The organism is Streptococcus parasanguinis, assembly GCF_047463195.1.
Lineage (GTDB): Bacteria > Bacillota > Bacilli > Lactobacillales > Streptococcaceae > Streptococcus > Streptococcus parasanguinis_R.
The window spans coordinates 153,516-180,428 of the sequence record NZ_JASHEI010000005.1 but is presented as its reverse complement, the minus strand read 5'-3'; the positions used below and the strand labels follow the sequence as shown (position 1 = coordinate 180,428).

At 41.6% G+C, this 26,913-nt stretch carries 23 protein-coding genes; 3 read left to right on the top strand and 20 right to left on the bottom strand.

The features are described from left to right. Positions 1 to 197 precede the first annotated feature (197 nt). The 5 genes from QM870_RS06200 to QM870_RS06180 form a co-directional block, all read right to left on the bottom strand. A complete protein-coding gene (locus QM870_RS06200; protein ID WP_003010296.1) occupies positions 198 to 1,124 on the bottom strand; it encodes an ATP-binding cassette domain-containing protein in 927 nt (308 codons plus the stop codon). A gap of 10 nt (positions 1,125 to 1,134) precedes the next feature. After that, positions 1,135 to 2,202 (bottom strand): ABC transporter ATP-binding protein, encoded by a 1,068-nt coding sequence (locus QM870_RS06195; protein WP_070665174.1) that lies wholly within the window; start codon positions 2,200 to 2,202, stop codon positions 1,135 to 1,137. A gap of 11 nt (positions 2,203 to 2,213) precedes the next feature. Then, positions 2,214 to 3,140, bottom strand: coding sequence for an oligopeptide ABC transporter permease OppC (oppC, locus tag QM870_RS06190; protein WP_023919302.1), 927 nt, complete (start codon positions 3,138 to 3,140; stop codon positions 2,214 to 2,216). Then, positions 3,140 to 4,639, bottom strand: a complete 1,500-nt coding sequence (locus QM870_RS06185; RefSeq protein ID WP_023919303.1) for an ABC transporter permease — start codon at positions 4,637 to 4,639, stop codon at positions 3,140 to 3,142. The genes oppC and QM870_RS06185 overlap by 1 nt, the downstream gene beginning before the upstream one ends. A 73-nt stretch (positions 4,640 to 4,712) precedes the next feature. Beyond that, entirely contained in the window at positions 4,713 to 6,698 is a 1,986-nt protein-coding gene (locus QM870_RS06180; RefSeq protein WP_414369049.1) for a peptide ABC transporter substrate-binding protein, read from the bottom strand. Positions 6,699 to 6,903: 205 nt separating this feature from the next. Here QM870_RS06180 and QM870_RS06175 point away from each other — a divergent pair, with 205 nt between their 5' ends. Continuing rightward, positions 6,904 to 8,145, top strand: coding sequence for a serine hydrolase (locus QM870_RS06175; RefSeq protein WP_414369047.1), 1,242 nt, complete (start codon positions 6,904 to 6,906; stop codon positions 8,143 to 8,145). Between the two features lie 56 nt (positions 8,146 to 8,201). Here the strand turns inward: QM870_RS06175 and sufB are convergent, their stop codons facing one another. The 9 genes from sufB to QM870_RS06130 form a co-directional block, all read right to left on the bottom strand. Then, on the bottom strand, positions 8,202 to 9,614 hold the full coding sequence (gene sufB / locus QM870_RS06170) for a Fe-S cluster assembly protein SufB (protein WP_003010279.1): 1,413 nt from the start codon (positions 9,612 to 9,614) through the stop codon (positions 8,202 to 8,204). A 32-nt stretch (positions 9,615 to 9,646) separates the two neighbouring features. Next, positions 9,647 to 10,081, bottom strand: coding sequence for a Fe-S cluster assembly sulfur transfer protein SufU (gene sufU / locus QM870_RS06165; protein ID WP_003010276.1), 435 nt, complete (start codon positions 10,079 to 10,081; stop codon positions 9,647 to 9,649). Then, positions 10,068 to 11,294, bottom strand: coding sequence for a cysteine desulfurase (locus tag QM870_RS06160; protein ID WP_414369045.1), 1,227 nt, complete (start codon positions 11,292 to 11,294; stop codon positions 10,068 to 10,070). Before QM870_RS06160 ends, sufU begins: the two co-directional genes overlap by 14 nt. A gap of 9 nt (positions 11,295 to 11,303) precedes the next feature. Further along, entirely contained in the window at positions 11,304 to 12,566 is a 1,263-nt protein-coding gene (gene sufD, locus QM870_RS06155) for a Fe-S cluster assembly protein SufD (RefSeq protein WP_414369043.1), read from the bottom strand. A gap of 66 nt (positions 12,567 to 12,632) precedes the next feature. After that, entirely contained in the window at positions 12,633 to 13,403 is a 771-nt protein-coding gene (sufC, locus tag QM870_RS06150) for a Fe-S cluster assembly ATPase SufC (protein ID WP_003004238.1), read from the bottom strand. Between the two features lie 134 nt (positions 13,404 to 13,537). Further along, the gene (locus tag QM870_RS06145) at positions 13,538 to 14,695 is read right to left on the bottom strand and encodes a glycosyltransferase family 4 protein (RefSeq protein ID WP_155173101.1); all 1,158 of its coding nucleotides are present in this window, start codon (positions 14,693 to 14,695) and stop codon (positions 13,538 to 13,540) included. Beyond that, a complete protein-coding gene (mecA, locus tag QM870_RS06140; RefSeq protein ID WP_003004768.1) occupies positions 14,692 to 15,429 on the bottom strand; it encodes an adaptor protein MecA in 738 nt (245 codons plus the stop codon). Before mecA ends, QM870_RS06145 begins: the two co-directional genes overlap by 4 nt. Before the next feature lie 135 nt (positions 15,430 to 15,564). After that, positions 15,565 to 16,401 (bottom strand): undecaprenyl-diphosphate phosphatase, encoded by an 837-nt coding sequence (locus QM870_RS06135; RefSeq protein WP_049485791.1) that lies wholly within the window; start codon positions 16,399 to 16,401, stop codon positions 15,565 to 15,567. A 108-nt stretch (positions 16,402 to 16,509) separates the two neighbouring features. Beyond that, complete coding sequence (locus QM870_RS06130) at positions 16,510 to 18,417, bottom strand: DUF2207 family protein (RefSeq protein WP_414369040.1); 1,908 nt, start codon at positions 18,415 to 18,417, stop codon at positions 16,510 to 16,512. 117 nt (positions 18,418 to 18,534) lie between these two features. On the opposite strand from QM870_RS06130, the gene QM870_RS06125 reads away from it, so the two are divergent. Then, positions 18,535 to 20,097, top strand: coding sequence for an ABC transporter substrate-binding protein/permease (locus QM870_RS06125; protein ID WP_014712948.1), 1,563 nt, complete (start codon positions 18,535 to 18,537; stop codon positions 20,095 to 20,097). Continuing rightward, the gene (locus QM870_RS06120; RefSeq protein WP_003010256.1) at positions 20,097 to 20,837 is read left to right on the top strand and encodes an amino acid ABC transporter ATP-binding protein; all 741 of its coding nucleotides are present in this window, start codon (positions 20,097 to 20,099) and stop codon (positions 20,835 to 20,837) included. The genes QM870_RS06125 and QM870_RS06120 overlap by 1 nt, the downstream gene beginning before the upstream one ends. Before the next feature lie 118 nt (positions 20,838 to 20,955). Here QM870_RS06120 and QM870_RS06115 read toward each other — a convergent pair whose 3' ends face one another. From QM870_RS06115 to QM870_RS06090, 6 genes are all read right to left on the bottom strand, one after another. Further along, entirely contained in the window at positions 20,956 to 21,171 is a 216-nt protein-coding gene (locus QM870_RS06115) for a capsule biosynthesis transcriptional regulator (RefSeq protein WP_003004771.1), read from the bottom strand. Between the two features lie 108 nt (positions 21,172 to 21,279). Further along, complete coding sequence (locus tag QM870_RS06110; RefSeq protein WP_003010253.1) at positions 21,280 to 22,173, bottom strand: SPFH domain-containing protein; 894 nt, start codon at positions 22,171 to 22,173, stop codon at positions 21,280 to 21,282. A gap of 110 nt (positions 22,174 to 22,283) precedes the next feature. After that, entirely contained in the window at positions 22,284 to 23,534 is a 1,251-nt protein-coding gene (ilvA, locus tag QM870_RS06105) for a threonine ammonia-lyase IlvA (protein WP_101770829.1), read from the bottom strand. A gap of 76 nt (positions 23,535 to 23,610) precedes the next feature. Beyond that, positions 23,611 to 24,633, bottom strand: coding sequence for a ketol-acid reductoisomerase (gene ilvC, locus QM870_RS06100; RefSeq protein WP_003004157.1), 1,023 nt, complete (start codon positions 24,631 to 24,633; stop codon positions 23,611 to 23,613). Positions 24,634 to 24,701: 68 nt separating this feature from the next. Beyond that, positions 24,702 to 25,178: an acetolactate synthase small subunit gene (gene ilvN, locus QM870_RS06095; RefSeq protein ID WP_023919316.1), complete on the bottom strand. Its 477-nt coding sequence runs from the start codon at positions 25,176 to 25,178 to the stop codon at positions 24,702 to 24,704. Continuing rightward, positions 25,171 to 26,871 carry an acetolactate synthase large subunit gene (locus QM870_RS06090; protein WP_003004603.1) on the bottom strand — a complete coding sequence of 567 codons (1,701 nt, stop codon included), beginning with the start codon at positions 26,869 to 26,871 and terminating at the stop codon, positions 25,171 to 25,173. The genes ilvN and QM870_RS06090 overlap by 8 nt, the downstream gene beginning before the upstream one ends. Between the last annotated feature and the right edge of the window lie 42 nt (positions 26,872 to 26,913).

The window sequence follows — 26,913 nt, the reverse complement described above, 5'->3', positions numbered from 1 at the left end:
TTGTTCAGTTACTATAACCTTAGTTATAGCGCCCTGCACATTGGTTCGTCTTGTTCAGTTTTCAAAGGTCTTTGTCGCTCTCGCGCGACAACTATATTAGTATATCATGACCTACCCTTACTGTCAATACTTTTTTCCAAAATTTTTTATTTTTTTGAAAGTTTTTTTGAAATAAAAAAATAGAGAGGGAATCCTCTCTATTTATATTCTTGTCTGTATTTGTTTTCTTCAGCTTTGTTAGCCCATACATAATGACCTGGTTTAATTTCAACCATTTGTGGTTTATCTTCAGAGTAATCATGTTGTTCTGGATCGTAAATTTTTAGAACTTTTTTACGTTCTAGAATTGGATCTGGAATTGGGACCGCTGAAAGTAGGGATTGTGTGTACGGATGGATTGGGTGGTTAAATAGCTCTTCAGTTTCTGCCACTTCTACAATAACCCCTTTATAGATAACTGCAATACGGTCAGAAATGAAGCGCACAACTGACAAGTCATGGGCGATAAAGAGGTAGGTCAAGCCTAATTCTCTTTGGAATTTTTTCAAAAGGTTCAAGACCTGCGCACGTACTGAAACGTCAAGGGCTGAGATTGGTTCATCCGCAATAACAAATTCTGGTTCCATGACAAGTGCACGGGCAATACCGATCCGTTGACGTTGACCACCTGAGAATTCGTGTGGATAACGTGTCAAATGTTCTGCTAGAAGCCCAACTTCATGCATAATATTTTTTACTTTTTCCTGACGTTCTTCTTCGCTGTTAAACAAATGGTGGTTGATCAAACCTTCAGAGATAATATAATCAACTGTTGCACGTTCATTCAAACTTGCTGCTGGGTCTTGGAAGATCATTTGAATTTTACGGATCAACTCTGATTTTTCACTATGAGAGTTTTTTCCGTTGATCTTGCGACCGTCATAAATAATTTCTCCAGCACTTGTATCATTCAAACCGATGATCGCACGCCCAATTGTTGTCTTACCACTTCCTGATTCACCAACAAGAGAGAAAGTTTCTCCCTTATTAATGAAAAAGTTGGCGTTCTTTACAGCAACGAATTTTTTACTTCCTTCACCGAAGGAAATTTCTAAATCTTTAATTTCAACTAATTTTTCAGTCATTTCCTTCCTCCTATTCTGTAATTTGAGTGAAGCCCATTTTTGAGCCAATCTTTTCGTGAAGGTTTTCGATTACTTCTGGTTTATGAACTGTTGGTGCATCTGGATGGAGCAACCATGTCTTAGCCCAGTGAGTATCGGTTACTTTGAAAGCAGGTGCCTCTTCTTCAAAATCAATCTGCATTGCATAGTCTGAACGAAGTGCGAAAGCATCTCCTTTGATTGGAGCATACAATGATGGCGGAGTTCCTGGAATAGAGTAAAGATCACCATCTGAGGTTGACAATTGAGGCAAGCTTGAAAGCAAGCTCCATGTGTATGGATGTTTTGGATCGTAGAAAATTTCTTCTACTTTACCAAACTCAACAATTTCTCCAGCATACATAACGGCTACTTTATCTGCAATACTTGCAACCACACCTAAGTCGTGGGTGATAAAGATAACTGTAAATTGGTATTCTTTTTGAAGGGATTTCAACAAATCAATAATTTGCGCTTGAATGGTTACGTCTAGGGCTGTTGTTGGTTCGTCACAGATTAAGATATCTGGACGGCAGGCCAAGGCGATGGCAATAACGATCCGTTGACGCATCCCACCTGAATATTGGAATGGATACTCATCAAAACGACGTTCCGCATCTGGAATTCCAACTTTCTCCATATAGTCCAAAGCCATTTCTTTAGCTTCTTTAGCTGTTTTCCCTTGGTGTTTGATAATGACTTCCGTAATTTGTGAACCAATTGTGTTGATTGGGTCCAAACTTGTCATTGGGTCTTGGAAAATTGTAGCGATCTTAGATCCACGAATATTTTCCCAATCTTTATTCGATTTCAAATCTGTCAATTCTTGACCACGGTATTTAATCGAACCTTGGGCAATACGGCCATTATCTTCTAACATTCCGGTGAACGTCTTTGTCAAAACTGATTTCCCTGAACCTGACTCACCAACCAAGGCAAGAACTTCACCTTCTACTAGCTCAAGCGATACGCCACGAATCGCTGTCAGTACGCGATCGCGCACGTCAAATTCCACTACGATATCTTGAGCAGATAAAATAATATTGTTATTTGATGTCATATCTACTCCTCCTATCTATGTGTACGTGGGTCGCTGGCATCGGCCAAGTTTTGTCCGACGATAAAGAATGACAAGGATACTAAAATCAAAACAGTAAGTGGAATCCAGAATAGGTAGGCATTTGTAGTTACGTTTTGAGAATAGTCAGAAATCAACCGTCCCAAACTTGGAACTGTGATTGGAAGACCAAGTCCGAAGAAGGAAAGGAAAGCTTCGTAAGAAATAAAACTTGGTAACATTTGTGATGTCTGGGTCACGATTACAGATACCAATTGAGGTAAAATATTTTTCGTAACAATTTTCAACGTTGGTGTTCCTAATGTTCGACTGGCCAAGTTGTACTCCAAATCACGGTAACGCATGATTTGAACACGAATCATGTAGGCAATTCCGATCCATCCTGTTAAGGACATGGCAAGAATCAAATTCCAGAAACCAGATCCCATTGAGTAAGTCAAGACGATAACGATCAACATAAATGGAATGTTTGAAATAACGTTATAAACTTCCATCATGATACGGTCGATGGATTTTGAGATTCCCCAAATTCCACCAACGATGACTCCGACCACCACGTTAATAACAGTTGCGATAAAGGAAATGATAATCGAATTTCGAGCACCAAACCAAACTCCATCAAAGAGGGATTTACCGTTGTTATCTGTACCAAAGAAAGCTTTGGCACTTGGTGGATTCAAACGTGCTGAAAAGTCATTTACCTTACTTACGTCGTTGTAATCAAAATTTGAAAACATCGGGTAGATAAAACTCATCAAGAGAATCCCAATCAAAACAGCAAGCATAATGATCGTGGTTCTTTTTTTAAAGAATTGTCTGAATACAGATTTCCAGTATGAATACGCTGGAGCATCGATTACTTCAGAGGCAAAGTCATCGCGTTTTACAAACTGAAATTTATTTTTATCGATTGTAGCCATTATTTGCCTCCTTTCGTATTCGTTAATTTAATCCGTGGATCAAGCACTGTCATCAAGATATCACCTAACATGGCAGCAAAGATACCAAGCGATGTGAAGATGAAGACAAGTCCGATAACCATGGTGTTGTTTGATGCTTTAATAGAGTCAATCAACATTTTACCCATACCTGGGAAAGCGAAGACTGTTTCAGTAAGTGTCGCACCTGAGATAACTCCAATAATAGATGTCGGAATACCAGATACCAATGGAACCATCGCATTTTTGAAGATGTGTTTTTTTGAAATCTCACGTTCTGACAATCCTTTTGAACGAGCAAAACGGACGAAATCTTGTGAATGGATATCGATCATGTAACGACGAATCCAAACGGCGTTAAATGGTGCACTCAATAAACCAAGAATCAGAGACGGCAATACATATGAACGCCAGTCCTGTGCTCCAAGAACTGGGAATGAGTCTGGAAGCCCAAAGAATGAACCTGCTAAACGGACAATGTAGACCGAAGCAATGGTTGGAAGAGACATCATAAATGTCAAAGCAGCTGTTGAGATGCTATCAAACCATGAGTTCTTGAACAGAGCCATGTAAGATCCTAATGGGATCGCAATCAAATAAGAAATTGCAATACCAATCAAACCAATGATTGAAGAAGATGCAATCATGGATGGATTCTCATAGTTGCTCAACGTTGCTGTATAAGCGTCCCCTTTACCAAATCGACTGATATCTTGTGAGTCTGCCTTACTTGGTGATTTGTAGGTACGTGAGTAGATATCGATTGAAGATGTCTTTTTACCTGTTGGGAAGTTCACTTCACTCTTCTTAGTTGTTCCTTGTCCTTGTGTAATAACTTGAAGAACAGGGGTATTTGAATAAGTTGGATATGAATTTCCAAGGTTTAAGGTCACAAAGTTTTGGTGTACATATGGGAATTGACCATTAAAGTACAAGAGGTATTTGTGTTTCGTACCAGAACCTACAACTGACCAACCAATAGACGGATCATTTTCAATACGGATATAGCGTTTGAGGTTTGGATTTGAAGCATCTTTCACCCAACCTGGATGATCAAACTGAATCAAATTCGCATAGAAGCTGACGACACGTTCAAAAACTGGAATTTCACGCACCGCATAGAAAGACTTACTTTCTGGGAAACGTTTCAACTGCCAACCATGACCTAATTTGTTAATGTATTCCTTATAGATCTTTTCATTGGCAGTTGTCGCATCAACTGTTACAGAAGAATCTTCTTTACTTGCTTTTTGTTGCAAGCTCTTTGAATCCATGTATTCCAAATAACCCATGCGATCGTAGACAGTATTTTCGTAGTTGATCTTCGAATCTTTTGTCTTCGCTACTTTATTGTAGTTGGGGTCATTTTTAAAGATGAGATTTCTCGGTGTTAGCGTATAGATAATCATGTAGGTTAATGTCGTGACGAGAAAGATCGACACTAACGAACGCAAAATACGCATAAAAACATATTTTTTCATATTTCATTCCTTTAATGTCCAAAAGAACTTTCTCCCCTAGAAGAGAAAGTTCTAATGAAAAGCAATAATTTAATTATTTAACGTGTTTTTCAAGATCTTGTTGAGCTTTTTTGTTTGACTCAGCTTTTTCTTTTTGCCATTTTTCACGTGCTTGTTCGTATTGTTTCTTAGTAACAGGTTCATCTTGAACTTCTACGTATTTGAAGTAAGCAGATCCTTTGTTACCTGTTTGAGCTGATGGGCCAGAGAATGGAACCACTTTAGAAACAACTGTTGCTGCGCCTGTGCTTGACATTGTTGGGATTACCAAGGCACTATCACTCAACCAAGCTTGAGCAGTAGCATATTTTTCGTAACGTTTAGCTACATCAAGTGATTCGCTATTAGCATCTGCAAGAAGTTTCGCATACTCATCCAAGCCAACTGCTTTAGCTGAAGCATTATCTACACCACCTGCAAAACCAAGGTAAACTTTTGTTTGGTCTTCTGATGATGGTTGAAGAGTATCAAGGTAAGTTGATGGATCATCGTAGTCTGGGTTCCATCCGACCAATCCTTGAAGATCCCAATCTGCATCTGCAGCTGATGGAACATTCAATGTGATGTTCAACACTTCGTCTTGGTCCATCATTTGAAGGTCAAGAACGACATTGTCTTTACCAAGAGTATCTTCCACTGTTTGTTTCAATGATTGCATCCGTGAAACAAAGTTTGTAGAGTTTTGTGCTACTGGTACGTCAATATGAATTGGGAATTGAACGCCATCTTTTTGAAGTTCAGCTTTTGCTTTTTCAAGTTGTGCTTTTGCTTTGTCTTTGTTGTAAAGACCGTCTTGACCATCTGCAAGGTTGACACCTTTCCATTGGTCTCCATAAGTAGTCAACTTATCTGCAACCACATCTCCAAAGTCTTTCCCATTAACTTGTACAAAAGCAGGAGCTGTATAGGTATTACGGATAGCTGGTTTAGCAAATGCTTTACTATTTACTTGCGCTGAATAGCTTTCACGATTCAAGGCAAAGGTGATAGCTTGACGGAAATCTTTGTTTAAGATTGCTTTCTTAGTAGAAGATTTTTCAGCATCTGATTTCTTAGCTGTGTGTTTGTAAGATTGACGATCAATGTTGAAACCAAGGACTGCTACACCTGAACCAGCCGGTGTGTTGTAAATGTTGTCTTTATATTTTTTCTCTACTGTAGCAAAGTTTGAGCTTGCTGGGAAAAGACGAGCAACTGTATAAGCTCCATCAGAGAAGCCACGCGCCAATGAATCTTGATCTGATCCATCGTAGTAGGTAAGTTTCACTTCTTTAAGGTGAACGTTTTTCTTATCCCAGTAGTTGTCATTCTTTTCAAATACAACAGATGATTTTGACGTAATAGATTTAAGAAGGAAAGGTCCGTTTGCAAGGATTGACTTCACATCGTTTGGTTGACCAAAATCATCTCCCTTACTCTTCAAGAAATCTGTGCTAATTGGGAACAAGATTCCGTTTGTTGTTTTAGAGTTCCAGAAGGTTTCAGGTTTGTTCAATGTGTATTGAAGTGTGTAATCATCAACCGCTTTGACACCAACTTGGCTAAAGTCTGTAGTTTTTCCTTGTACATAATCATCCAAGCCTTTGATTGAGCCTTGAACTAGTGAAAGAGTTTCCGATTTTTTATCAGCAGCGTGTTTCAAACCTGTTACAAAGTCTTTAGCTGTCACTTCGCCATGTTCTTCACCGTCTGCATCGTACCACTTAACCCCCTTACGAATTTTGTAGGTATAAGTCAAACCGTCTTTTGAAACAGACCAATCTTCTGCAAGTGATGGTACGAGATTACCATACTTGTCATTTGCCATCAAACCATCTACGACGTTTGTAGTAATATCGTGTGTAGCAGCTTTAGAAGATACAGTGTAGTCCAAAGTTTGAGGATCATCTGTGTAGACATAACCATAGTTCTTGTCTTCGCCTGAGCTTGCTTTGCTAGTATTTGAACCAGAACATGCAGCCAACAATCCAGCTGCAAGGAGTGTTACTCCGGCAACTGCGAATACTTTACCTTTTTTCATAGGAATTCTCCAATAGTTTTTTTAGATTTGTTTAAGATTATATCACAAGTAGAAAAAAAAGTAAACTAAATTTTCTGAATATTCGTTTTATCACTATTCAAAAACCTTGCTATGACTGACTTTTTAGCCTAATTGATGATTTTACGATTTTCCATTAATCATTTGTATGATACAATAGAGAGGACTAAGCAACGAGGAAACAACTGTGAAAAAATTCTTTCTTTCTTTTTTAACTTTTATCTTGCTGTTATGCAGTTTACCTTATCAAGTCGTTCTAGCAGACGAGCTAGAACTTCCTGCTCAAAGTGCTATTGCTGTTGAAGCTGATACAGGTAAAATCTTATATGAAAAGGATTCAGAGAAAAAGCGAGATGTGGGGGGACTATCTACACTCTTGACCACTTATCTGATTTTCGAAGCCATTCATGAAAAAAAACTTTCTCTGAAAGATCCTATCAAACTGTCTGAGAAAGCTCTAGCCTTAAATGATATCGAAGGTGCTGGTACCCTTCCTATGGAGGCGAACCAATATACGGTTGAACAGTTATTGACTGCTCTTTTAGTTGGAAATTCTAGTACTGCTGCCTTGGCCTTAGCTGAGAAAGTGGGTGGCTCTGAGAAAAGTTTCGTTGAAAAAATGAAGAAAAAACTTTCTGAATGGGGCATTCAATCTCCTCATTTAATCAATGCTACCGGATTAAATACTCAAACCATCAGCGGAGATCCTGACGGGAAAGAAGACGAAAATCAATTGAGTGCTTATGATATTGCTGTTATTGCCAAGCACTTACTCCAGGATTTTCCTGAAGTGACCAAATATACTTCAAAACCCACTGCTCTTTTTTCAAACACGCAGATTGAAAACCCCAACCTGATGCTAGAAGGCATGCCGAATTACCGTTCGGGAGTCGACGGCCTTCGGGTCAGCAACTCTACCAAAGGAGGCATCACCTTTGCTGCATCGACGACGCAAAATGGCATCCATATGATCACGGTTGTCCTAGGAGTGGAGGCAGTTGACGGTGATCCATATGCACGCTTTGTGGCTACTTCTTCTCTGATGAACTACGTGGTACGAACCTTTGTTTCTTCCATTGTCGTTAAAGAAGGAGATCCCTACGGAAAAAGTAAGGCAACTATCATGGATGGGAAGTCAGAGACTGTTTTAGCTGTTGCAAAAAAAGACTTCTATATCGTTGAAAAGCAAGGCAGTCAAGCAGAACCAAAAATTCAATTCAAGAGTGACCAAGAATCATTCCGAGCACCTGTCAAATCAGGCACAAATCTTGGAAAATTACACTACACTGATCCAGATAAAATCGGACGTGGCTACTTAGAAGATCAAGAACCAACAGTCGATATGGTAGCAGGAAGAACCATTGAGAAAAGCTTTTTCTTAAAGGTTTGGTGGAATGAATTTGTTCGTTATGTCAACGAAAAATTATAAGTAAAAAAATCACAATGGAGTCAAATCCATTGTGATTTTTGATTGATGAAAATGAATTATCCTACAGATCCTTCCATTTCGTAGCTAATGAGTCGGTTTAACTCAACGGCGTATTCCATTGGAAGTTCTTTTGTAAAGGGCTCTACAAATCCCATGACAATCATTTCTGTCGCTTCTGATTCAGACAAACCACGACTCATCAAATAATAAAGTTGTTCTTCTGAAATTTTTGAAACCTTGGCCTCGTGCTCCAAAGCAACTTGTGAGTTGTGGATTTCATTAAATGGAATCGTGTCTGATGCAGATAAATCATCCATGATAATAGTGTCACACTCAATGTGAGAAACTGATTTCTTAGAGTTCTTGTTGAAAGTCACTTGTCCACGGTAGTCTACCTTTCCGCCACCTTTCGCGATGGATTTAGATACGATAGACGAGCTAGTGTGAGGTGCATTGTGGATCATCTTAGCACCTGTATCTTGGTGTTGACCTGCATTCGCGAAGGCAATGGACAACATGGTCCCACGCGCTCCTTCTCCATCCAGATAAACAGATGGGTACTTCATGGTTGTCTTGGCACCTAAGTTTCCGTCGATCCACTCAACTGTGGCATCTTTTTGAGCTTTGGCCCGCTTGGTAACCAAGTTGTAGACATTGTCAGACCAGTTTTGGATGGTCGTGTAACGCATATATGCACCATCCAAGGCAAAGATCTCAACAATCGCTGCATGGAGGCTATTGCTTGAGTAGGTTGGCGCTGTACAGCCTTCTACATAGTGAACACTTGCTCCCTCATCTACGATAATCAAGGTACGCTCAAACTGACCTGTATTTTCATTGTTGATACGGAAGTAAGTTTGAAGAGGGACGTCTACTTTTACGCCTTTTGGTACATAAATGAAGGTTCCACCGGACCAGACTGCTGAGTTGAGGGCAGCCAATTTGTTATCCGTTGGTGGTACTAACTTCGCAAAATACTGTTTGAAAAGGTCAGGGTATTCTTTTAGGGCAGAATCCGTATCGGTAAAGATAATCCCTAACTTTTCAAACTCTTCTTTCATATTGTGGTAAACCACTTCTGATTCATACTGAGCAGAAGCCCCTGCTAAGTAAGCACGTTCTGCTTCAGGAATCCCGATACGCTCAAAGGTTTCCTTGATTTTCTCTGGAACTTCGTCCCATGAACGGGCAGGTTTATCCGAAGGTTTTTGATAATAGATCAAATCATCAAAGTCAATTTCTGATAGATCAGCTCCCCAGGTTTGCATGGGCATCTTTTTGAAGGTTTCAAAAGATTTCAAACGGAATTCGAGCATCCATTCTGGTTCATTTTTTGCTGCAGACAATTCACGAATAACCGCTTCATTCAATCCCTTCCCGGTAGAGAGAATGGGTTGAACGTCATCGTGAAATCCAAATTTATATTCACCGAGATCAATTGGTTTCGGTTCGACTCTTTCTTCAGCCATAATTTCCTTTCTTTCTCTGTTTCTTCTTTTAATTATTTGCTACGTTCGATCGCTTTTTTAAGAGCATTCCAGGAGAGGGTCGCACATTTAATCCGTTGTGGGAATTTTGAGACTCCAGATAAGAAGGCTGCGTCTCCCAATTCCTCTTGGCGAGGATCTGACTGGCCTTGGACCATTTCTGAAAAGACCTGTGCCAATTCCTCGACTTCCTCTTTTGTTTTTCCCATTACAGCATCTGTCATCATACTAGCTGAAGCCGTTGAGATCGTACAGCCTGAATTCACAAAGGCAATATCTTCCACCCTGTCATTCTCATCAAATTTCACACTTAACTGGATCACATCTCCACAAGTTGGATTGTTGAGTTGGATCTGATCAACATCTTCAATTTGTCCTTGGTGGTGGGGGTGTTTTGAATGATCGGCTACGACCGCCATGTACAGCGAATCTAATTTAGAAAGTGCCATTGAAAAACTCCTTTGCTTTGATCAATGCCTCAATTAATTTATCACAGTCCGCTTTGGTGTTGTAGATATAAAAACTTGCTCTCGTTGTCGCTGGGACTTGTAGGTATTGAAGAAGCGGTTGTGCACAGTGGTGACCTGCACGAACAGCAATCCCTTCATAATCTAGTGCTGTTGCTAAGTCATGCGGATGGAGATCTCCTAGATTGAAGGAAATGACGCCAGAACGTTGGGCTAAGTCTTGGGAACCATAGATGGTCAAGCCTTCGATCGCCTGTAATTTTGGAAACACATAAGCAATCAATTCTTGCTCATGCGCTTCTACCTGGTCCATACCCAGCTCTTCTAAGTAATCGATTGCTGCACCAAGACCGATTGCACCAGCCATATTGGGTGTTCCAGCTTCAAATTTCCAAGGTAATTCCTTCCAAGAGGCAGATTGTTCGTAAACAAAGTCAATCATCTCGCCCCCAAACTCGATCGGAGACATTTGCTCTAAGATATCTTCCTTCCCATAGAGGACACCAATCCCTGTTGGTGCAGCCATCTTATGGCCAGAAAAAGCAAAGAAATCCGCATCTAAGTCTTGTACATCAATGGCCATATGAGGGGTTGATTGAGCCCCATCTACGACCATGATCGCTCCAACTTCATGAGCTAATCGAGCAATTTCCTTGATCGGATTGACCACCCCTAAGACATTGGAAGCATGGGTGATGGAGACAAATTTTGTCTTCTCACTAAGCTTACTCTTTAAGTCCTGCATATCCAGTAAGCCATCTTTTAGATAGACATAGACCAGTTTTGCTCCTGTCTTCTTGCAGGCTTGCTGCCAAGGAATGATATTGGAGTGATGTTCCATGATGGAAATCAGGACCTCATCCCCTTCCTTTAGGACTTCTTCTGCGTAGCGGGCTACCCAGTTGAGTCCGGTCGTTGTCCCTCTTGTAAAGAGCACTTCCTTGGTTGATGAAGCATTGATAAATTTTCTGACTTTCTCACGCGCTGCCTCATAGGCTGCTGTCGCTCGTTCAGCCAAAGTATGGACTCCACGATGAACATTGGCGTTATCTTGCAAATAATAGTGATTAACTGCTTCAAGAACACGTTTAGGTTTTTGCGTCGTCGCTGCATTATCTAGATAAACCAAAGGCTCATCGTGAACTAGTTGATCGAGAATGGGAAAATCTTGAGCAATCGTATTTTTATCTAGCATTGTTTCTCCTTAGCGTTGAGATAACTTTTCTTCAATGGTGGCAATCATTTCATCACGTACTTCTTTAACTGGGATTTCAACAATAACAGATCCCAAGAAACCACGCACCACTAATCGTTCCGCTGTGTGTTGATCCAGACCACGACTCATGAGGTAATACATGTCTTCTGGGTCCACTTGACCGATCGATGCAGCATGGCCTGCTGTGACGTCATTTTCATCAATCAAGAGGATTGGGTTCGCATCTGAACGTGCTTGATCCGATAACATCAAGACACGGCTTTCTTGCTGAGCATCTGCTCCTTTAGCCCCCTTGATAATATGACCAATTCCGTTGAAGGTCAAGGTTCCTTTTTCAAGAATAACCCCGTGTTGCAAGATATTTCCGATCGAGTTGCAACCAAAGTTGGTCACGCGGGTGTCAATTCCTTGCACCTGACGACCGCTTGATAAAGCAACGACTTTCAAATCTGCATGACTTCCGTTTCCAACCAAGTCACTGTCAAAGTCTGCAACCACGTTACCTTCGTTCATAACACCGATAGCCCAATCAATGCTGGCATCCTGACCTAGTTTCCCACGTCGACTGATGTAGGCTGTGACATTTTCACCCAGACGGTCAATCGCCGCAAATTTCACTTGGGCACCTGAGCTGGCGATCACCTCAACCGTCACATTCGCAGTTGCTGTTGCTGAGCCTTCACCTTTTGATTCTAGGCGTTCCAAATAGCTAAACTTGCTGTTTTTACCTGCAATAATCAAAATGTGTTTATTAAAAGGTACATCACTATCACTATCCTGGTAGAAAATACCTTCGATGGGTTCTGAAATTTCGACATTTTCTGGAATATAAAGGACAGCCCCACTATTAAAATAAGCCGTGTGGTAAGCTGCTAGTTTATCATCGTCGTATTTAACCGAAGACATAAAGTAGTCTTCCACTACCTGAGGAATTTCTTCTAGGGCAGAATGGAAATCTGTAAAAAGGACTCCTTGGTCTGCCAAGGCTTGTGGCACCTGTTCAAAAACAGTCTGAGTTCCAACTTGGACCAATTTTAAGTTTGAATCGAGGGCTGTAAAATCGGGAACATTGGCAGAAGCCTCACTTTCTGTGATCGTCCCATCCCCAAGGTTCCAGCGGTGAAATTTGACGCGTTCAATGGCTGGCAATTCCAACTGATCGATCTTGTCAAAAGCTTTTTTTCGTAAATCTTGCAGCCAGCTTGGCTCAGCATGCAGTTCCGAAAAGAGGGTAATATTTTCAATACTCATTTTTTTCTCCTAATAAAGATACTATCTGTTTGATTTTATGACAACATTAGATCACTTGTCATCAGGTTATAGTTCTTCTTTATAGTCGTAACCGAGTTCTTCTGCGAGTTGGGCATAGCCTTCACGTTCCAAGCGTGCAGCCAATTCTGGTCCACCTGAAAGCACAACACGACCTTCCATCATCACATGAACGACGTCAGGAGTAATATAGTTCAACAAACGTTGGTAGTGGGTGATGATCATCGCTCCAAAACCTTCACCCCGCATTGCATTAACCCCTTTAGATACGACCTTAAGAGCATCGATATCCAAACCAGAGTCAATTTCATCCAAAAGGGCAAATGTTGGTTCCAACATCAATAATTGAAGGATTTCATTGCGTTTTTTCTCACCACCTGAGAACCCTTCGTTCAAATAGCGTTCTGCCATTTCTTCTTTCATGTTGAGCAATTCCATCTTTTCATCCAATTTTTTGATGAAATCACGAATAGAGATCTTCTCGTCCTCTTCTTTACCAGCATTCATGGCTGCACGTAAAAATTCTGCATTGGTAATCCCTGGGATTTCTGAAGGGTATTGCATGGCAAGGAACAAGCCCATCCGTGCACGTTCGTCTACTTCCAATTCTAAGATGTTGACACCATCAAACAGAATCTCCCCTTTGGTTACTTCATAATTTGGGTTTCCCATAATGGCAGCTGACAGAGTAGATTTCCCTGTTCCGTTTGGTCCCATGATGGCTGCGATCTCACCAGTTTTTAGGGTCAGGTTTACACCTTTTAAAATTTCTTTGCCTTCAATTTCAACGTGAAGGTCTTTAATTTCTAATGTCGACATTGCATTCCCTTTCTTTTTACTTTGAAGTCTAGAAGGTTCTCAAAGCATCGATTCCTTCATCACAAAGTATTTTTTTACCTTTCAAGTATATCAAAAAAAAGCCTAAATGGCTTTTCTTTTGATTAGAACTATTCTTATTTAGTTTTTTCTTTTCGTTTTTGACGAACTTCCTCCCGGTAGGAAGAATTCCCTATATAGCGCAGAAGATTTAACAAAGGACTGTGATGTGGCCCCAGAACCCCGATCAATTCTGCTAACAACTCTACTCCAAACAAGAGCCCGATCACAAGTAGGACGCCCCCAATGCGACTCGAGATGTTGAGCAAGAGAGAAATTAAGGAGAAAATCATCGAAATTCCATAGATCACAAGTACAGTTCCCCGATGTGTCAAGCCCAGAGACAGCAGTCGGTGGTGCAAGTGATTGCGATCCGGTTTATAAAATTTTTGACCAGATAGGGTCCGACGGATAATGGCTAAAAAGGTATCTGTAATCGGCACTCCGAGGATAATCATTGGCGTGACTACCGCAACTGCCGTTGCATTTTTCAAGCCTTGCAAGGACAAGACAGAAATCATAAATCCGATAAACAGGGCACCGGTGTCTCCCAGATAGAGAATGGCCGGATGGTAATTAAAGGGAAAGAAGCCAGCGATGGACGCAACCAAGACAAAGATCGTCATGGTCAGAAAGAGATTGGGTACTGGTAGAAAGAAATAGGACACAATCCCCATTGTCACTAGGGAAATAATAGAGACCCCACTCACCAAGCCATCTAATCCATCAATCAGATTGACCGCATTGGTAATGGCAACAATCCAAATCACTGTCAAAAGATAAGAAAGCCACGGTTCAAAATGAAGTAAGGGACCACCAAATGGAATCTTGAAATCATTCAGCCGAAAATCTGTCAAAAACCAGACTAGACTCGCTGCCAGCAGGATGCCGATCATCTTTTTCTTGGCTGACAACTCTTTTACATCATCGATTAAGCCTGTAAGAGCGATAATCCATCCTGCGCCCACGACCGGCAAGGTATAAGATAGGTAACTTTTGATTGGTGCGGTGGTGGATGTCAGCATAGGAATAAAGACGAGAGTCGCAATCGAAAAAGCGATCACAATAGACAAGCCACCCGCGCTTGGCATGGGCTTGGTATTGATTCGGCGTGCATTCGGATAATCTACTGCATCAATCTTAAAGGAGAATAGGCGAACCAAGGGCGTCAATACCAAGGCAATCATAAAAGTCCCAATCAGCACCAGAACAAATTGCAAGGAAAAGGACATCATAAGCTAGCAACTTTCTTCAAATTCTCAATCGCACCAGACACCATTAGTAAGTGACCATGTTCCTGTAGAACGGCCCGTGTCACTTCTGAATCATCCGCATACTCCCGAATGATGGCAAGTAACCAGGTTGGATATTGATTTGGTTGATCCTCTGTATCGATCAAGACAGTTAAATAATAATCAGATCCCATTTTGTATAATTCAGAGGTATCCACTGGAAAGCTGACCGTTTTTGAAAAGGCAACTGCTTGCTGGATATTTGAAAAACGCAAAATGTAATAAATATACTGACTTACTGGTGCTTCAGACGTAGGATCTTGTTCTTGATTGTCCCGTAACTCTTCTTGTTCCAAATGGTGAATAGCTTCTGCATCCCCTTTTGTCTTATCAGAAATCGTTTTTTCCAAGGTTTTGATAAATTCATCTGGCGTCATGCGCGACAACTCTTCCATATCAGGAAGATCTGACAAATCCTCAAAATCCAATTGTTGGTCAATTTTTGATTTGGTAACAAAAACATCCAATTTATCCGGTTTTGGTGTCACACGAAAACTAAGCATCCCGCTATCCAGGAAGCTTTCTGGCATTTCGAGTTCATCCAAAATGGCGTAGAAAAATTCTTCTGTTTTTTCTTGTGGGACAAGGAAATCAGCAATTTCCATCCCACGTTCTTCTAAGTCTTCTAGTTGGATCGTGATCTTAATTGTTGAATCACTAATTTGCTTCATCTTCATAGCATAACCTCATACTTCTAGTCTTACTATTATACTAAAAAATTGGATAGAATTCAAAAAAAGGATGTATAGAAAAGAGGTCGGGACAAAAGTCTCCAACCTCAGAAAACAATTTGATCAAGTTCAACCGTTCTCTTAGAAAATAACACGGAAGAGTCCATACAATAACAAGATGGAACCAAGAACGATCCGGTATTTCCCAAAGACGGTGAAATCATGATTTTTCACATAATCTGTCAAGAAGCGGATAGCGTACATGCTGACCACAAAGGCTACTCCCATCGCTACCAGTAGAATAAAAAGTTGCCCTAGTGCAAGTGAATGCCCGCCAAGAACGAATTTCCCAACCTTTAAGAGGCTAGCTCCAAACATAGCTGGAATCCCCAAATAAAAGGTAAATTCTGTCACCACTGGACGGCTAACACCATTGATCAAACCACCTACAATCGTAGCACCTGAACGGCTTGTTCCTGGAAATAGCGATAAAACTTGGAATAGTCCAATATAAAGAGCTGTTCGATAAGGTAACTTATGCAATTCCGTTACTGCTGGCTCAACTTGTTCCCGTCTTTCCAGATAGATAAAGGCAATCCCGTAGGTGATCAACATAATCGCAACGGAAATCGAATTGTGGAAATGCGCCTCAAACCAATCATCCAATTTAAAAACAAAGACAAGCGGGAGGGTTGCAACCGCAACTTTTGCCCATAATTGCCAAGTTCGACGTACTTCTAGTGGAGATTTCCCAGGTTTGAAGGGATACAATTTATCAAAATAAATCACCACAACTGCTAGAATCGCACCCAATTGGATCACGACATTGAACATCTCCATAAAGGCTGGATCTTGATTTTTAAACTGCACAAAATCCTGTAACAGAATCAAGTGACCTGTACTTGAGATCGGTAACCATTCTGTAATCCCCTCGACAATCCCAAAAAGAACCGCCTTGATTAATTCGATCAGAAACATCTTTTTCTCCTAAACTTACATTTGCTCTATTATATCATAAATCTATGGACTGGACCAGGCCCTCTAAACTAGAAGGGAAAGAGCGACCAAGACCATTCTCAGCGCTACTTAGAAGGCGCCAAAGCCTCCTCCGCCTCCTCCGCCAGAGAAACCTCCTCCACTACCAGAGGAAACTGTGAAATGACTAGCTGTCGATGCTGTCGATCCATAAGTAGACATGGCATGACTTGAGTGGGTCACATCATGATAGAACGGGGTGTAAACGAAGGCGTTTAAGGCTTGATTTTCTAAATGAATATTCCGAAGTTTCATGACCTTTGTAACCTGATCGGCTACACCATACAAGGCCGCATAAACCAATAAGCGGTTCCATAGGACCAGAGACTGCAACTCTGCATCGTTAAGGTGGGCAATTTCTTTCAACATCCGACCAAAACTATCCCAGTAATAGCGTTGCTCAGCTCCCGCAAGATTGACAACCCCATCTCGTAGGCAGGCCTTAAAGACACCATTGAAGCGTACTGGCATAAACCAAAGTATGAGGATCCCTATCAAACAAGGAACAGAGAACCAACCCATCCCAAAGATAGCAAAGATTTCTGCTCCAAGGGCGATAAACCAAGCAGCCCAACCAAAGAAGAGACTTCGTCTAGCTTGCGCTTCTTCTTTTGCCTCTAAAGGGCGATAGTAGCTTGGCAAATGGAGATTTTCCACCTTGCGATGAACATCTCGGGCCACTTGGTTGACAGCCGTATCAAATCGACCCTGAGCCCAACTTCCTAGTGAACGAATGGCATCTTGATCTGCTTTTTTGGCATGTTTGTATACATCATCACTAAATTTATAATTCTCAAAAAGACGGTTAACAGGACAGGAAACTTGATCCCCAAAAGCCATATTCATAAAGGAGCGTTCAAAATCATCCACATGTCCATGAGACTTCCTGGTCAAAACGACTTCATTTCCTTGTTGCTCGTAGACAATCACTCCACGATCCATCAAATCCAGCAATGTAGCTTGAAGCATTTTTTCAAATGTAAACACCGGCGGAGTCGCCTTCTCTTTATTAGTAGGGGAGGCCTCGTCTAATTCAGCTGAATAAACAACCGAGCTCATGACAAGAGGTGCAATGTCCTGTGGAATCTCGTAAAGACGAGTATCAGTCGGATAGGTCACACCAGGCCAAATCATTTTTTTGAACCGATTGCGACCCAAGAGAGAAAGAAGCCAGAGTGCAATAATGAAGGCTGGCAAGATCCAGTTCCAAAACATGCGTGTCCAGTATTTTTCCTGTTCAATTTTAGCTTGGTTCTTGTGAAATTCATCCAATTTGGTTAATCCTGTATTTCGACCAGAATCATACAAGGTAGTTAGGTCTGACTTCAACCAGTAACCATACAACTCCACAGCCTTTCCTTTGCCTAGGTTATAAAAAGTGGCAGAATAGATTCCATCTTCTTTCTTTACAGTCACATCCGGTCCCATAAAGGCTGTATGGATATACAGTTCCGATTGGGCATTTGCGGGCGCGAACTTAGGAATAACACGAAACTGAACTTCATCCACCTTCTGATCACCATCTGTGATCGGTTTCCAGTTCAACTCCAAGATATCCTTGTGTGAATAGAGGAGATTTTTTAATTTCCATGTAACTTTAATTTTGACTGTATCTGTCGCTACACCACTGTTATAAATTTTCACTCGGTAGCCATCACCTAGATTCGTAATCTCGGGTTCTCTTTGAAGCTCACGACCTTCCACCTCAACCTTTGGCGGTATCTCAATTGCAAAGCCTTGTGGCATGTTCCCTGCCGTTCCTAGACTGACATACTGCCCTCTATAAGAATCTTTGAAATAATAAACCAGTTCTTCCTCATAGGTGGCGTCGTCCCAGGTATCCAAGGTCAAGGTTCCACCATAGTAAAGTACATCATAAGATGGACTAGATGCATGGACATTCTGACTGACAAAAAGGCAGGCCAGAAAGGCGAAAAAAACATACAAATACTTTTTCATTTGATCACGCTCCTTTGTATTATTATAGCATTTTTTAAATAAAAAGAGGACCATGTTTGAAATGCAGCCTATTTTACTGTACAATAGGAGAAGTTAAAATAAGGAAGAGGAGAAAAAATGAAAAAAACATTATTCGCGCTCTTAACAGGGCTTTTCATTTGCCTGGGAATCACACAGGTTGCTCATGCAGATGACTATTTACGAATCGGAATGGAAGCAGCCTACGCTCCTTTCAACTGGACCCAAGAAGATGATGCAAATGGAGCTGTTAAAATTGACGGTACCAATCAATATGCCAATGGATACGATGTCCAAATCGCCAAAAAAGTTGCTGAGGAGTTAGGTAAAAAACCTCTGATCGTAAAAACATCTTGGAACGGTTTAATTCCAGCCCTCACTTCTGGTAAAATCGATATGATTATCGCTGGGATGAGTCCAACCGCTGAACGTAAAAAAGAGGTCGCCTTCTCCAAGAGCTACTATACCAGTGAACCGGTCATGCTCGTTCGTAAAGATGGAAACTATGCAAACGCCACTAGTCTAGATGACTTTAAGGATGCAAAGGTCACCTCTCAACAAGGGGTCTACCTCTATTCTCTCATTTCCCAACTCAAGGGTGTGAAGCAAGAAACTGCAATGGGTGATTTTGCCCAGATGCGTCAAGCTTTAGAATCGGGTGTTATCGATGCCTATGTTTCTGAACGTCCCGAAGCCTTAACCGCCGAGTCCGCTAATTCTAAATTTAAAATGATTCAATTCAAAAAAGGATTTGAAGTTGGGGAAGAAGATGCAACTATCGCTATCGGGATGAAGAAGGGTGACACTAGAATTGACCAAGTCAATGCCGCACTAGCTAAGATTTCGTCTGAAGACCAAGTCAAACTCATGGATGATATGATTAAGAAGCAACCAGCTTCCAGTGATGCTAGTGATGATAAGCAGACATTCTTTAGCCAAATGATGAAGATTTTAAAGGATAATGGCCCACAGTTCATACGGGGAACTGGAATGACCCTCTTAATCTCTATGACTGGAACTATCGCTGGGTTGATTATCGGTTTGTTAATCGGTGTCTTCCGGACAGCTCCGAAGGCTAAAAATAAATTCCTTGCTGGATGCCAAACTGCCTTTGGGTGGTTCCTCAATGTCTACATTGAAATCTTCCGTGGAACTCCGATGATCGTTCAATCCATGGTCATTTTCTACGGTTCCGCCCAAGCCTTTAACATTTCCTTGGATCGTACCTGGGCCGCCATCTTTATCGTATCCATCAATACCGGAGCTTATATGAGTGAGATTGTTCGTGGTGGGATCTTAGCAGTGGATCCAGGTCAGTTTGAAGCAGCGACTGCTCTAGGAATGACCCATGGACAAACCATGCGCAAGGTCGTCCTTCCACAGGTTGTTCGCAATATCTTGCCAGCAACAGGGAATGAATTTGTTATTAACATCAAGGATACATCTGTTTTGAATGTTATCTCTGTAGTTGAACTGTACTTTACAGGAAATACGGTCGCAACTCAAAACTACCAATACTTCCCAACCTTTACGATCATCGCTGTGATTTACTTCGTTCTCACCTTTACTATCACACGAATCCTTCGCTACATCGAACGTCGCTTAGATTCTGATACTTATACTACAGGTGCAAATCAAATGCAAGTCAAAGAGGTGAAATAATGGCAGAAAAAATTCTTGAAATCCAACATTTAAAAAAATCTTACGGTCAAAATGAAGTCTTGAAAGATATTTCGCTCACCGTTGAAAAAGGAGAGGTGATCTCCATCATCGGGAGCTCTGGTAGTGGAAAATCAACCTTCCTTCGCTCCATCAATCTTCTAGAGACTCCTACTGCTGGAGAGATTCTCTATCGTGGACAAAATGTTCTTGATCCTGAGTATGATCTTACCCACTACCGCGAGAAATTAGGGATGGTTTTCCAAAGCTTTAATCTCTTCGAAAATTTAAACGTCTTGGAAAATACGATCGTTGCACAAACGACCGTCCTCAAGCGCGATCGTGAAACTGCAGAGAAAGTTGCAAAGGAAAACCTTGAAAAAGTCGGTATGGGATCTCAATATTGGGCTGCCCGTCCGAAACAACTTTCAGGTGGTCAAAAGCAACGGGTCGCCATCGCACGCGCCCTCTCTATGGATCCTGATGCCATTCTCTTCGATGAACCAACTTCTGCCCTAGACCCAGAAATGGTTGGGGAAGTCTTGAAAATCATGCAGGACCTCGCTAAAGAAGGACTCACCATGATTGTCGTAACCCACGAAATGGAATTTGCCCGCGATGTCTCTAGCCGGGTCATCTTCATGGACAAGGGTGTCATCGCTGAGCAAGGAGATCCAAAAGAAATCTTTAGCAATCCAAAAGAAGAGCGGACCAAGGAATTCCTTCAACGCTTCTTACATTAATCTCTTGAAACAGTTTGCTTACCAGTATGGAAGCAAGCTGTTTTTTGTACCACTTCTGCTTGTGAGGCATCAAAAAAACCAGAGAGCAAACTCTCTGGTTTTCAATTGGAACAACAAATTAATCTTCAAATTTTTGATGATTTTTGTCATAAAAATCAATCAATCCAAGTGCAGTTTCAAACGAGATATTCTTTACTTTTGCACGTCCTTGAGCCAAGGCAATGATAGACATTTCACGGGCATTTGTTTCTTTGCTGATACGATACCCTGTAATTTTCTTATCACGTACCCATCCAACAACTGATTCTACTTTTTCAAAGTTCGATTTAGCCATGATCTTTCTCCTATATTATTATTTCCAATACTAATATAAATTTTTTTGCACATTTTGTCAACTAAAATCGCTGAAAATACGAACCTTTTTTAAAAAATGATAAAAAGTTTACTTTGCTTTCAGGGCTGATAATATTTGTGTACGAATGTTTTCAACGCCATCAGGGTTTGCTGGTAGGAAAATCGTATTATTCCCTTCTTTATCTGCAAAATTATTTAGGGTATCCAAGTACTGGTTGGTTAAGAGAATTGACATGATTTGTTCTTCGGTCAAGTCTACATTCGCACCTTTTAACTCTTTAATAGAGTCTGCCAATCCATCGACAATGGCCTTCCGTTGCTCGGCAATACCAACCCCGTGCAAACGGTCTTTTTCCGCCTCAGCTTCGGCAGCAGTAACGATCTTGATCTTGTCTGCTTCTGCCAACTCCTGAGCTGCCACGCGTTTTCTTTGCGCTGCATTGATCTCGTTCATGGATTGTTTCACTTCGGCATCTGGCTCAACTTTGGTGATCAAGGTTTTAACAATAATATATCCATAAGTTGACATTTCTTCTGCCACTTGTTTTTGAACTTCAAGAGCGATTTCATCTTTTTTCTCAAATAATTCATCCAAGGTCAACTTAGGCACAGAAGAACGAAGAGCATCTTCAATGTATGATTTAATCTGTGATTCTGGACGCATGAGTTTGTAGTAGGCATCCTTTACGTTGCTTTCGTTCACTCGGTATTGTGTTGCCACATTCATGGTAACGAATACGTTATCCTGAGTTTTTGTTTCAACCACGATCTCGCTCTGCAAGACGCGCAATTGAACTCGCGCTGCAATTTTATCGATACCAAAAGGCGCTCGCATATGAATGCCACTATCGCTAATTTTTTGATAACGTCCGAAACGCTCGATGATGGCAACAGATTGTTGCTTGACCACATATAGTGAGCTGATCACAATGAATCCTGCAACCATTAGCAAGAATAAAATAAAGATAAAAAATCCAGGCATAAAAAGTTCCTCCTTTTAATTTACGCATATCATATCACAAGTCTTCATAAAAAAGCAATATATTCCATAAAAATATATTGCTTAAATAGTTGATTGTTTCTGTATGATACTCAGACCAGCATATTATAGAGAGTTTCATTTCCGTTCAAGTTAATGAAAGACGGATCAAAACGCTCAATACGATTGACCAAACCTGCATAGTCATGCTTATTGGCTAAAGTAACCCCAATCAAGACAGGGCCTGTTCCTTTACTAGCACGCTTGATGTATTCAAAACGTGTAATATCATCATTTGGCCCTAAGATATCATTTACAAATTCACGAAGGGCCCCTGGACGTTGTGGGAAATTGACGATAAAGTAGTGTTTGACCCCATCGTAGATCAAAGCCCGTTCTTCCATCTCAGGCATACGGTTGATATCATTATTCCCACCTGAGATAATACAACAAATGGTTTTCCCCTTGATGTATTCGCGCAAGATTTCAAGGGATGCTACACTGGCCGCTCCTGCTGGTTCAGCTACGATCCCTTGTTTGGAATAAAGATCAATCAAAGTCTCTGAAATCAAGCCTTCATCGACCCCAACCAAAGTTTCCACATGTTGACGGGTCACTTCATAAGTCAATTGTCCCACTTTTTGCACAGCAATCCCGTCTGCAAACTTATCAATTTCTGGTAATTTGACTGGACCACCTGCTTCAAAAGCAGCCTTCATGGAGCGCGCTCCTTCGGCCTCTACCCCAATGACTTCAATCCGAGGATCTGTTTCTTTGATATAGGTAGAAACACCTGAAATGAGGCCTCCTCCACCGACAGGGACAAGGACAGCATCAAAGGCAATCGATTCTTTTCGAGCTTCCTCAAGAATTTCATAGGCCACTGTCCCTTGGCCAGCCTGTACGTGTGGATCATCAAACGGGTCAATAAAGGTCCGTTTTTCTGCAAGAGTAAATTCTTGGGCCGCCTTAGCTGATGCATCAAAGGTATCCCCGACCAACTTAATCGTTACATAGTCCCCACCAAAGAATCGGACTTGGCCGATCTTTTGTTGCGGTGTTGTAATCGGCATGAAGATGGTCGCTGGAATCTTCATTTCATTACAAGTATAAGCCACTCCTTGCGCGTGGTTTCCCGCAGATGCACACACTACCCCACGCTCACGCTCTTCTTTTGAGAGTTGAGAAATTGCAAAATACGCTCCACGAATCTTGAACGAACGAACACGTTGGGCGTTTTCTTTTTTCAAATAAATCTTAGCCCCATATTTTTCAGATAAATAGTGGTCGTATTCAAGGGGCGTATTGACAACGACTCCACTTAATATTTTATGGGCCTTAGCCACATCTTTTGCTGTTATCATTTCATACCTCTGTTGCTGTGTTTTGATGAAAAAAGCAAGCCAGGGTGTCCCAACTTGCTTAGTCTTCTACAGACAATTAGTTGTAGATTTTGAAGGCGTCATCGTCGTTTTGACCAACGAATGGCATTGCTTTACGCAATTCAGCACCAACTTTTTCAATTTCAAGTTCTTCAGCTTGTTTGCGGAAGGCTTTCAAACGTGGGAAACCAGCATCGTGGTCTTCAACGAATTCACGCGCAAATTTACCTGATTGGATATCAGCAAGGGCAGCTTTCATGTTTTCTTTTACTTCTGGACCGATAACACGTGGACCAGTTACGAAATCACCAAATTCTGCAGTATTTGAACATGATTGACGCATTTTCTTGAATCCACCTTCGTAGATCAAGTCAACGATCAATTTCATTTCATGAAGGACTTCGAAGTAAGCCAATTCAGGTGCATAACCAGCTTCTGTCAAAACTTCAAATCCAGCTTCGATCAAGCTTGTCAAACCACCCATAAGAACGGCTTGTTCACCAAACAAATCTTCTTCTGTTTCTTCTTTGAAGGTTGTTGAAAGAAGACCAACACGTGCTGAACCAACACCTTTTGCCCAGTCCATTGCGATGTCTTTCGCGTTACCAGTAGCATCTTGGTAAACAGCGTAAAGTGCTGGTACACCAAATCCTTCAGTGTAAGTACGACGTACCAAGTGACCTGGTCCTTTTGGTGCAACCATGAAGACATCTACGTCTTCAGGAGCTTTGATGTAACCAAAGTGGATATTGAAACCATGGGCAAAACCAAGAGCTTTACCAGCGCTCAAGTTTGGAGCGATTTCATCTTTGTAGATATCTTTTTGGATTTCGTCTGGTGCCAAGATCATGATGATATCAGCCAATTTAGTTGCTTCTGCAACTGGGTAAGCTTCAAATCCATCTTCTTTTGCTTTATCGAATGATTTACCAGGACGCACACCGATGATGACATCGTGACCTGAATCACGCAAGTTTTGTGCGTGAGCATGACCTTGTGAACCATAACCGATTACGGCGATTTTTTTACCATCAAGTGCTGGTACTTTAACGTCTTTTTCGTATTCCATTTGAACTGCCATAAGTAAAATCTCTTTTCTATTTTATTATTTGCCTTTTTAAGGCGGGGTTAACAATGTTAAGGTGAGAATTAATCTCGAGTAAATCCGGTTGCACCGGTGCGGGCGATGTTTTTAATCCCATAAGGTCGAATAACACGAATGAGGGCTTCGCTCTTTTCTGCATTTCCCGTCATTTGAACGGTGATAGAGCTTGGGGCCACATCGACCACGGTCGCACGGAAAGGTTGAATAATGGCCAAGATTTCCGCCCGCTTCTCAGCAGGTGCAGAAACTTTCACCAGGATCACTTCGCGCTCCAAGTGTGGTTTATCTGTGATATCACGAATGCGAATCACATCAATCTGGCGGTTGAGCTGTTTGATGATTTGCTCTACTTCATCATGCGAAGCAACATCAATGATAATAGTAATCCGCGATACATTAGGGTTTTCTGTTGCGCCAACAGAGATACTTTCGATATTGACTTGACGTCTCGACAAGACTCCAGTAAAGCGGTTCAGAACACCTGATCGGTTTTGAAGTTTGGCTGTTAACATTCTACGCATTAAACTTCACCCCCAACATCTCATGATTACTCTTACCAGCTGGTACCATCGGCAAGACATGCTCTTTCCGAGAAATGTCTACTTCGATGAACATTGGTACATCTTCTGTGATGACTTCCAAATCCTTCTCCAGAGTTTCAGGATTATCAAATTTATAATTCTTGATCCCGTAAGCTTGCGCCATCAATTGGAAATCCGGAAGGCTATCAAAGACTGACTCTGACGTCCGACCATCATAGAAGGCTTCTTGCCATTGACGGACCATCCCAAGCGAGTGGTTGTTGAGCATAACGACCTTGATCGGAACCTTATAAATATTTAAGATCGCCAATTCTTGGTTGGTCATTTGGAAACCACCATCTCCGACAAAGAGAACAACTTCTTTATCTGGATTGGCAATTTTCGCTCCGATAGCTGCAGGAACACCGAATCCCATCGTTCCTAGACCACCAGATGTTACCAATTGGCGCTCATTTTGGTAAGGATAGTATTGAGCCGCCCACATTTGGTGTTGTCCAACGTCTGTGACGACAATAGCGTCACCCTTGGTCAACTCTCCAATGCGTTCGATCACAGCTTGTGGCTGAACAACCCGTTCTTTCTTGTCGTAAGAACGGACCCGGTTCTTATCTTGGGTCACCTTCTCGATCCATTTTTCTGTATTGTTATGAACCGTTGGCTCTGCTAGTAACTGCTGCAAGGCCTTCTTCGCATCGCCGACAACTGGAATGTCAACAGCAATGATTTTGCCAATCTCTGCAGGATCAATATCAATGTGGGCAACCTTAGCATTCTTAGCGAAAGTTTTTGGATTACCTGTTAAACGGTCATCAAATCGACAACCAACACTAATCATGAAATCCGTCTCTGTCATGGCGATATTAGCCGCGAAGGATCCGTGCATCCCTCCCATCCCTAGGAAAAGAGGATGACTGGTCGCAATCGTTCCTTGACCTAACAGACTGGTCACTACTGGAATCTGATAGCGCTCTGCTAGAGCAATCAACTCTTTTGCAGCTCCAGCGTAACTTACCCCACCACCAGCAAGAAGAACTGGTTTTTTAGCCTTACTCAATTGCTTCAAAATCTTTTTGATCTGCAATTCATTAGGTTCAATGGTAGGCTGGTAGCTTGGAAGCTTCACACTTGGTTCATAGATAAAATCTGTCTCTAAAGCAGACACATCCTTTGGAAGGTCAATTACCACAGGGCCAGGGCGGCCAGTCGTCGCAATATGGACAGCTTCTGTGATAATTCGTGGAATATCTGCCGTCTCACGTACTTGATAGTTGTACTTGGTGATGGGCATGGTAATTCCCACGATATCCGCTTCTTGAAAGGCGTCTTTCCCGATCCCAGCACGATTGACTTGACCAGTGAAGACTAATAAGGGAACGCTATCGCTCATGGCATCTGCAATCCCTGTAATGGCATTTGTAGCCCCCGGTCCACTAGTGACGACTGCGACACCCAGCTTTCCAGTTGATTTAGCGTAGCCTTCAGCCTCATGCAAGCATCCTTGTTCATGACGACCCAAGATATGCTGGATACCCTCAAAGCTATAGATGGCATCGTATAAAGGCAAAACCGCTCCACCAGGATAACCAAAAATCGTGTCAATGCCCAAATCACGCAGGGTTTCAAGAACGAGCTCTGAACCGGTTTTTGCAGTTTCTAAGGTAATTTTCTCCATGTCTCTCCTTTCCAGTACTTTATATATCAAATTAGCATGCTA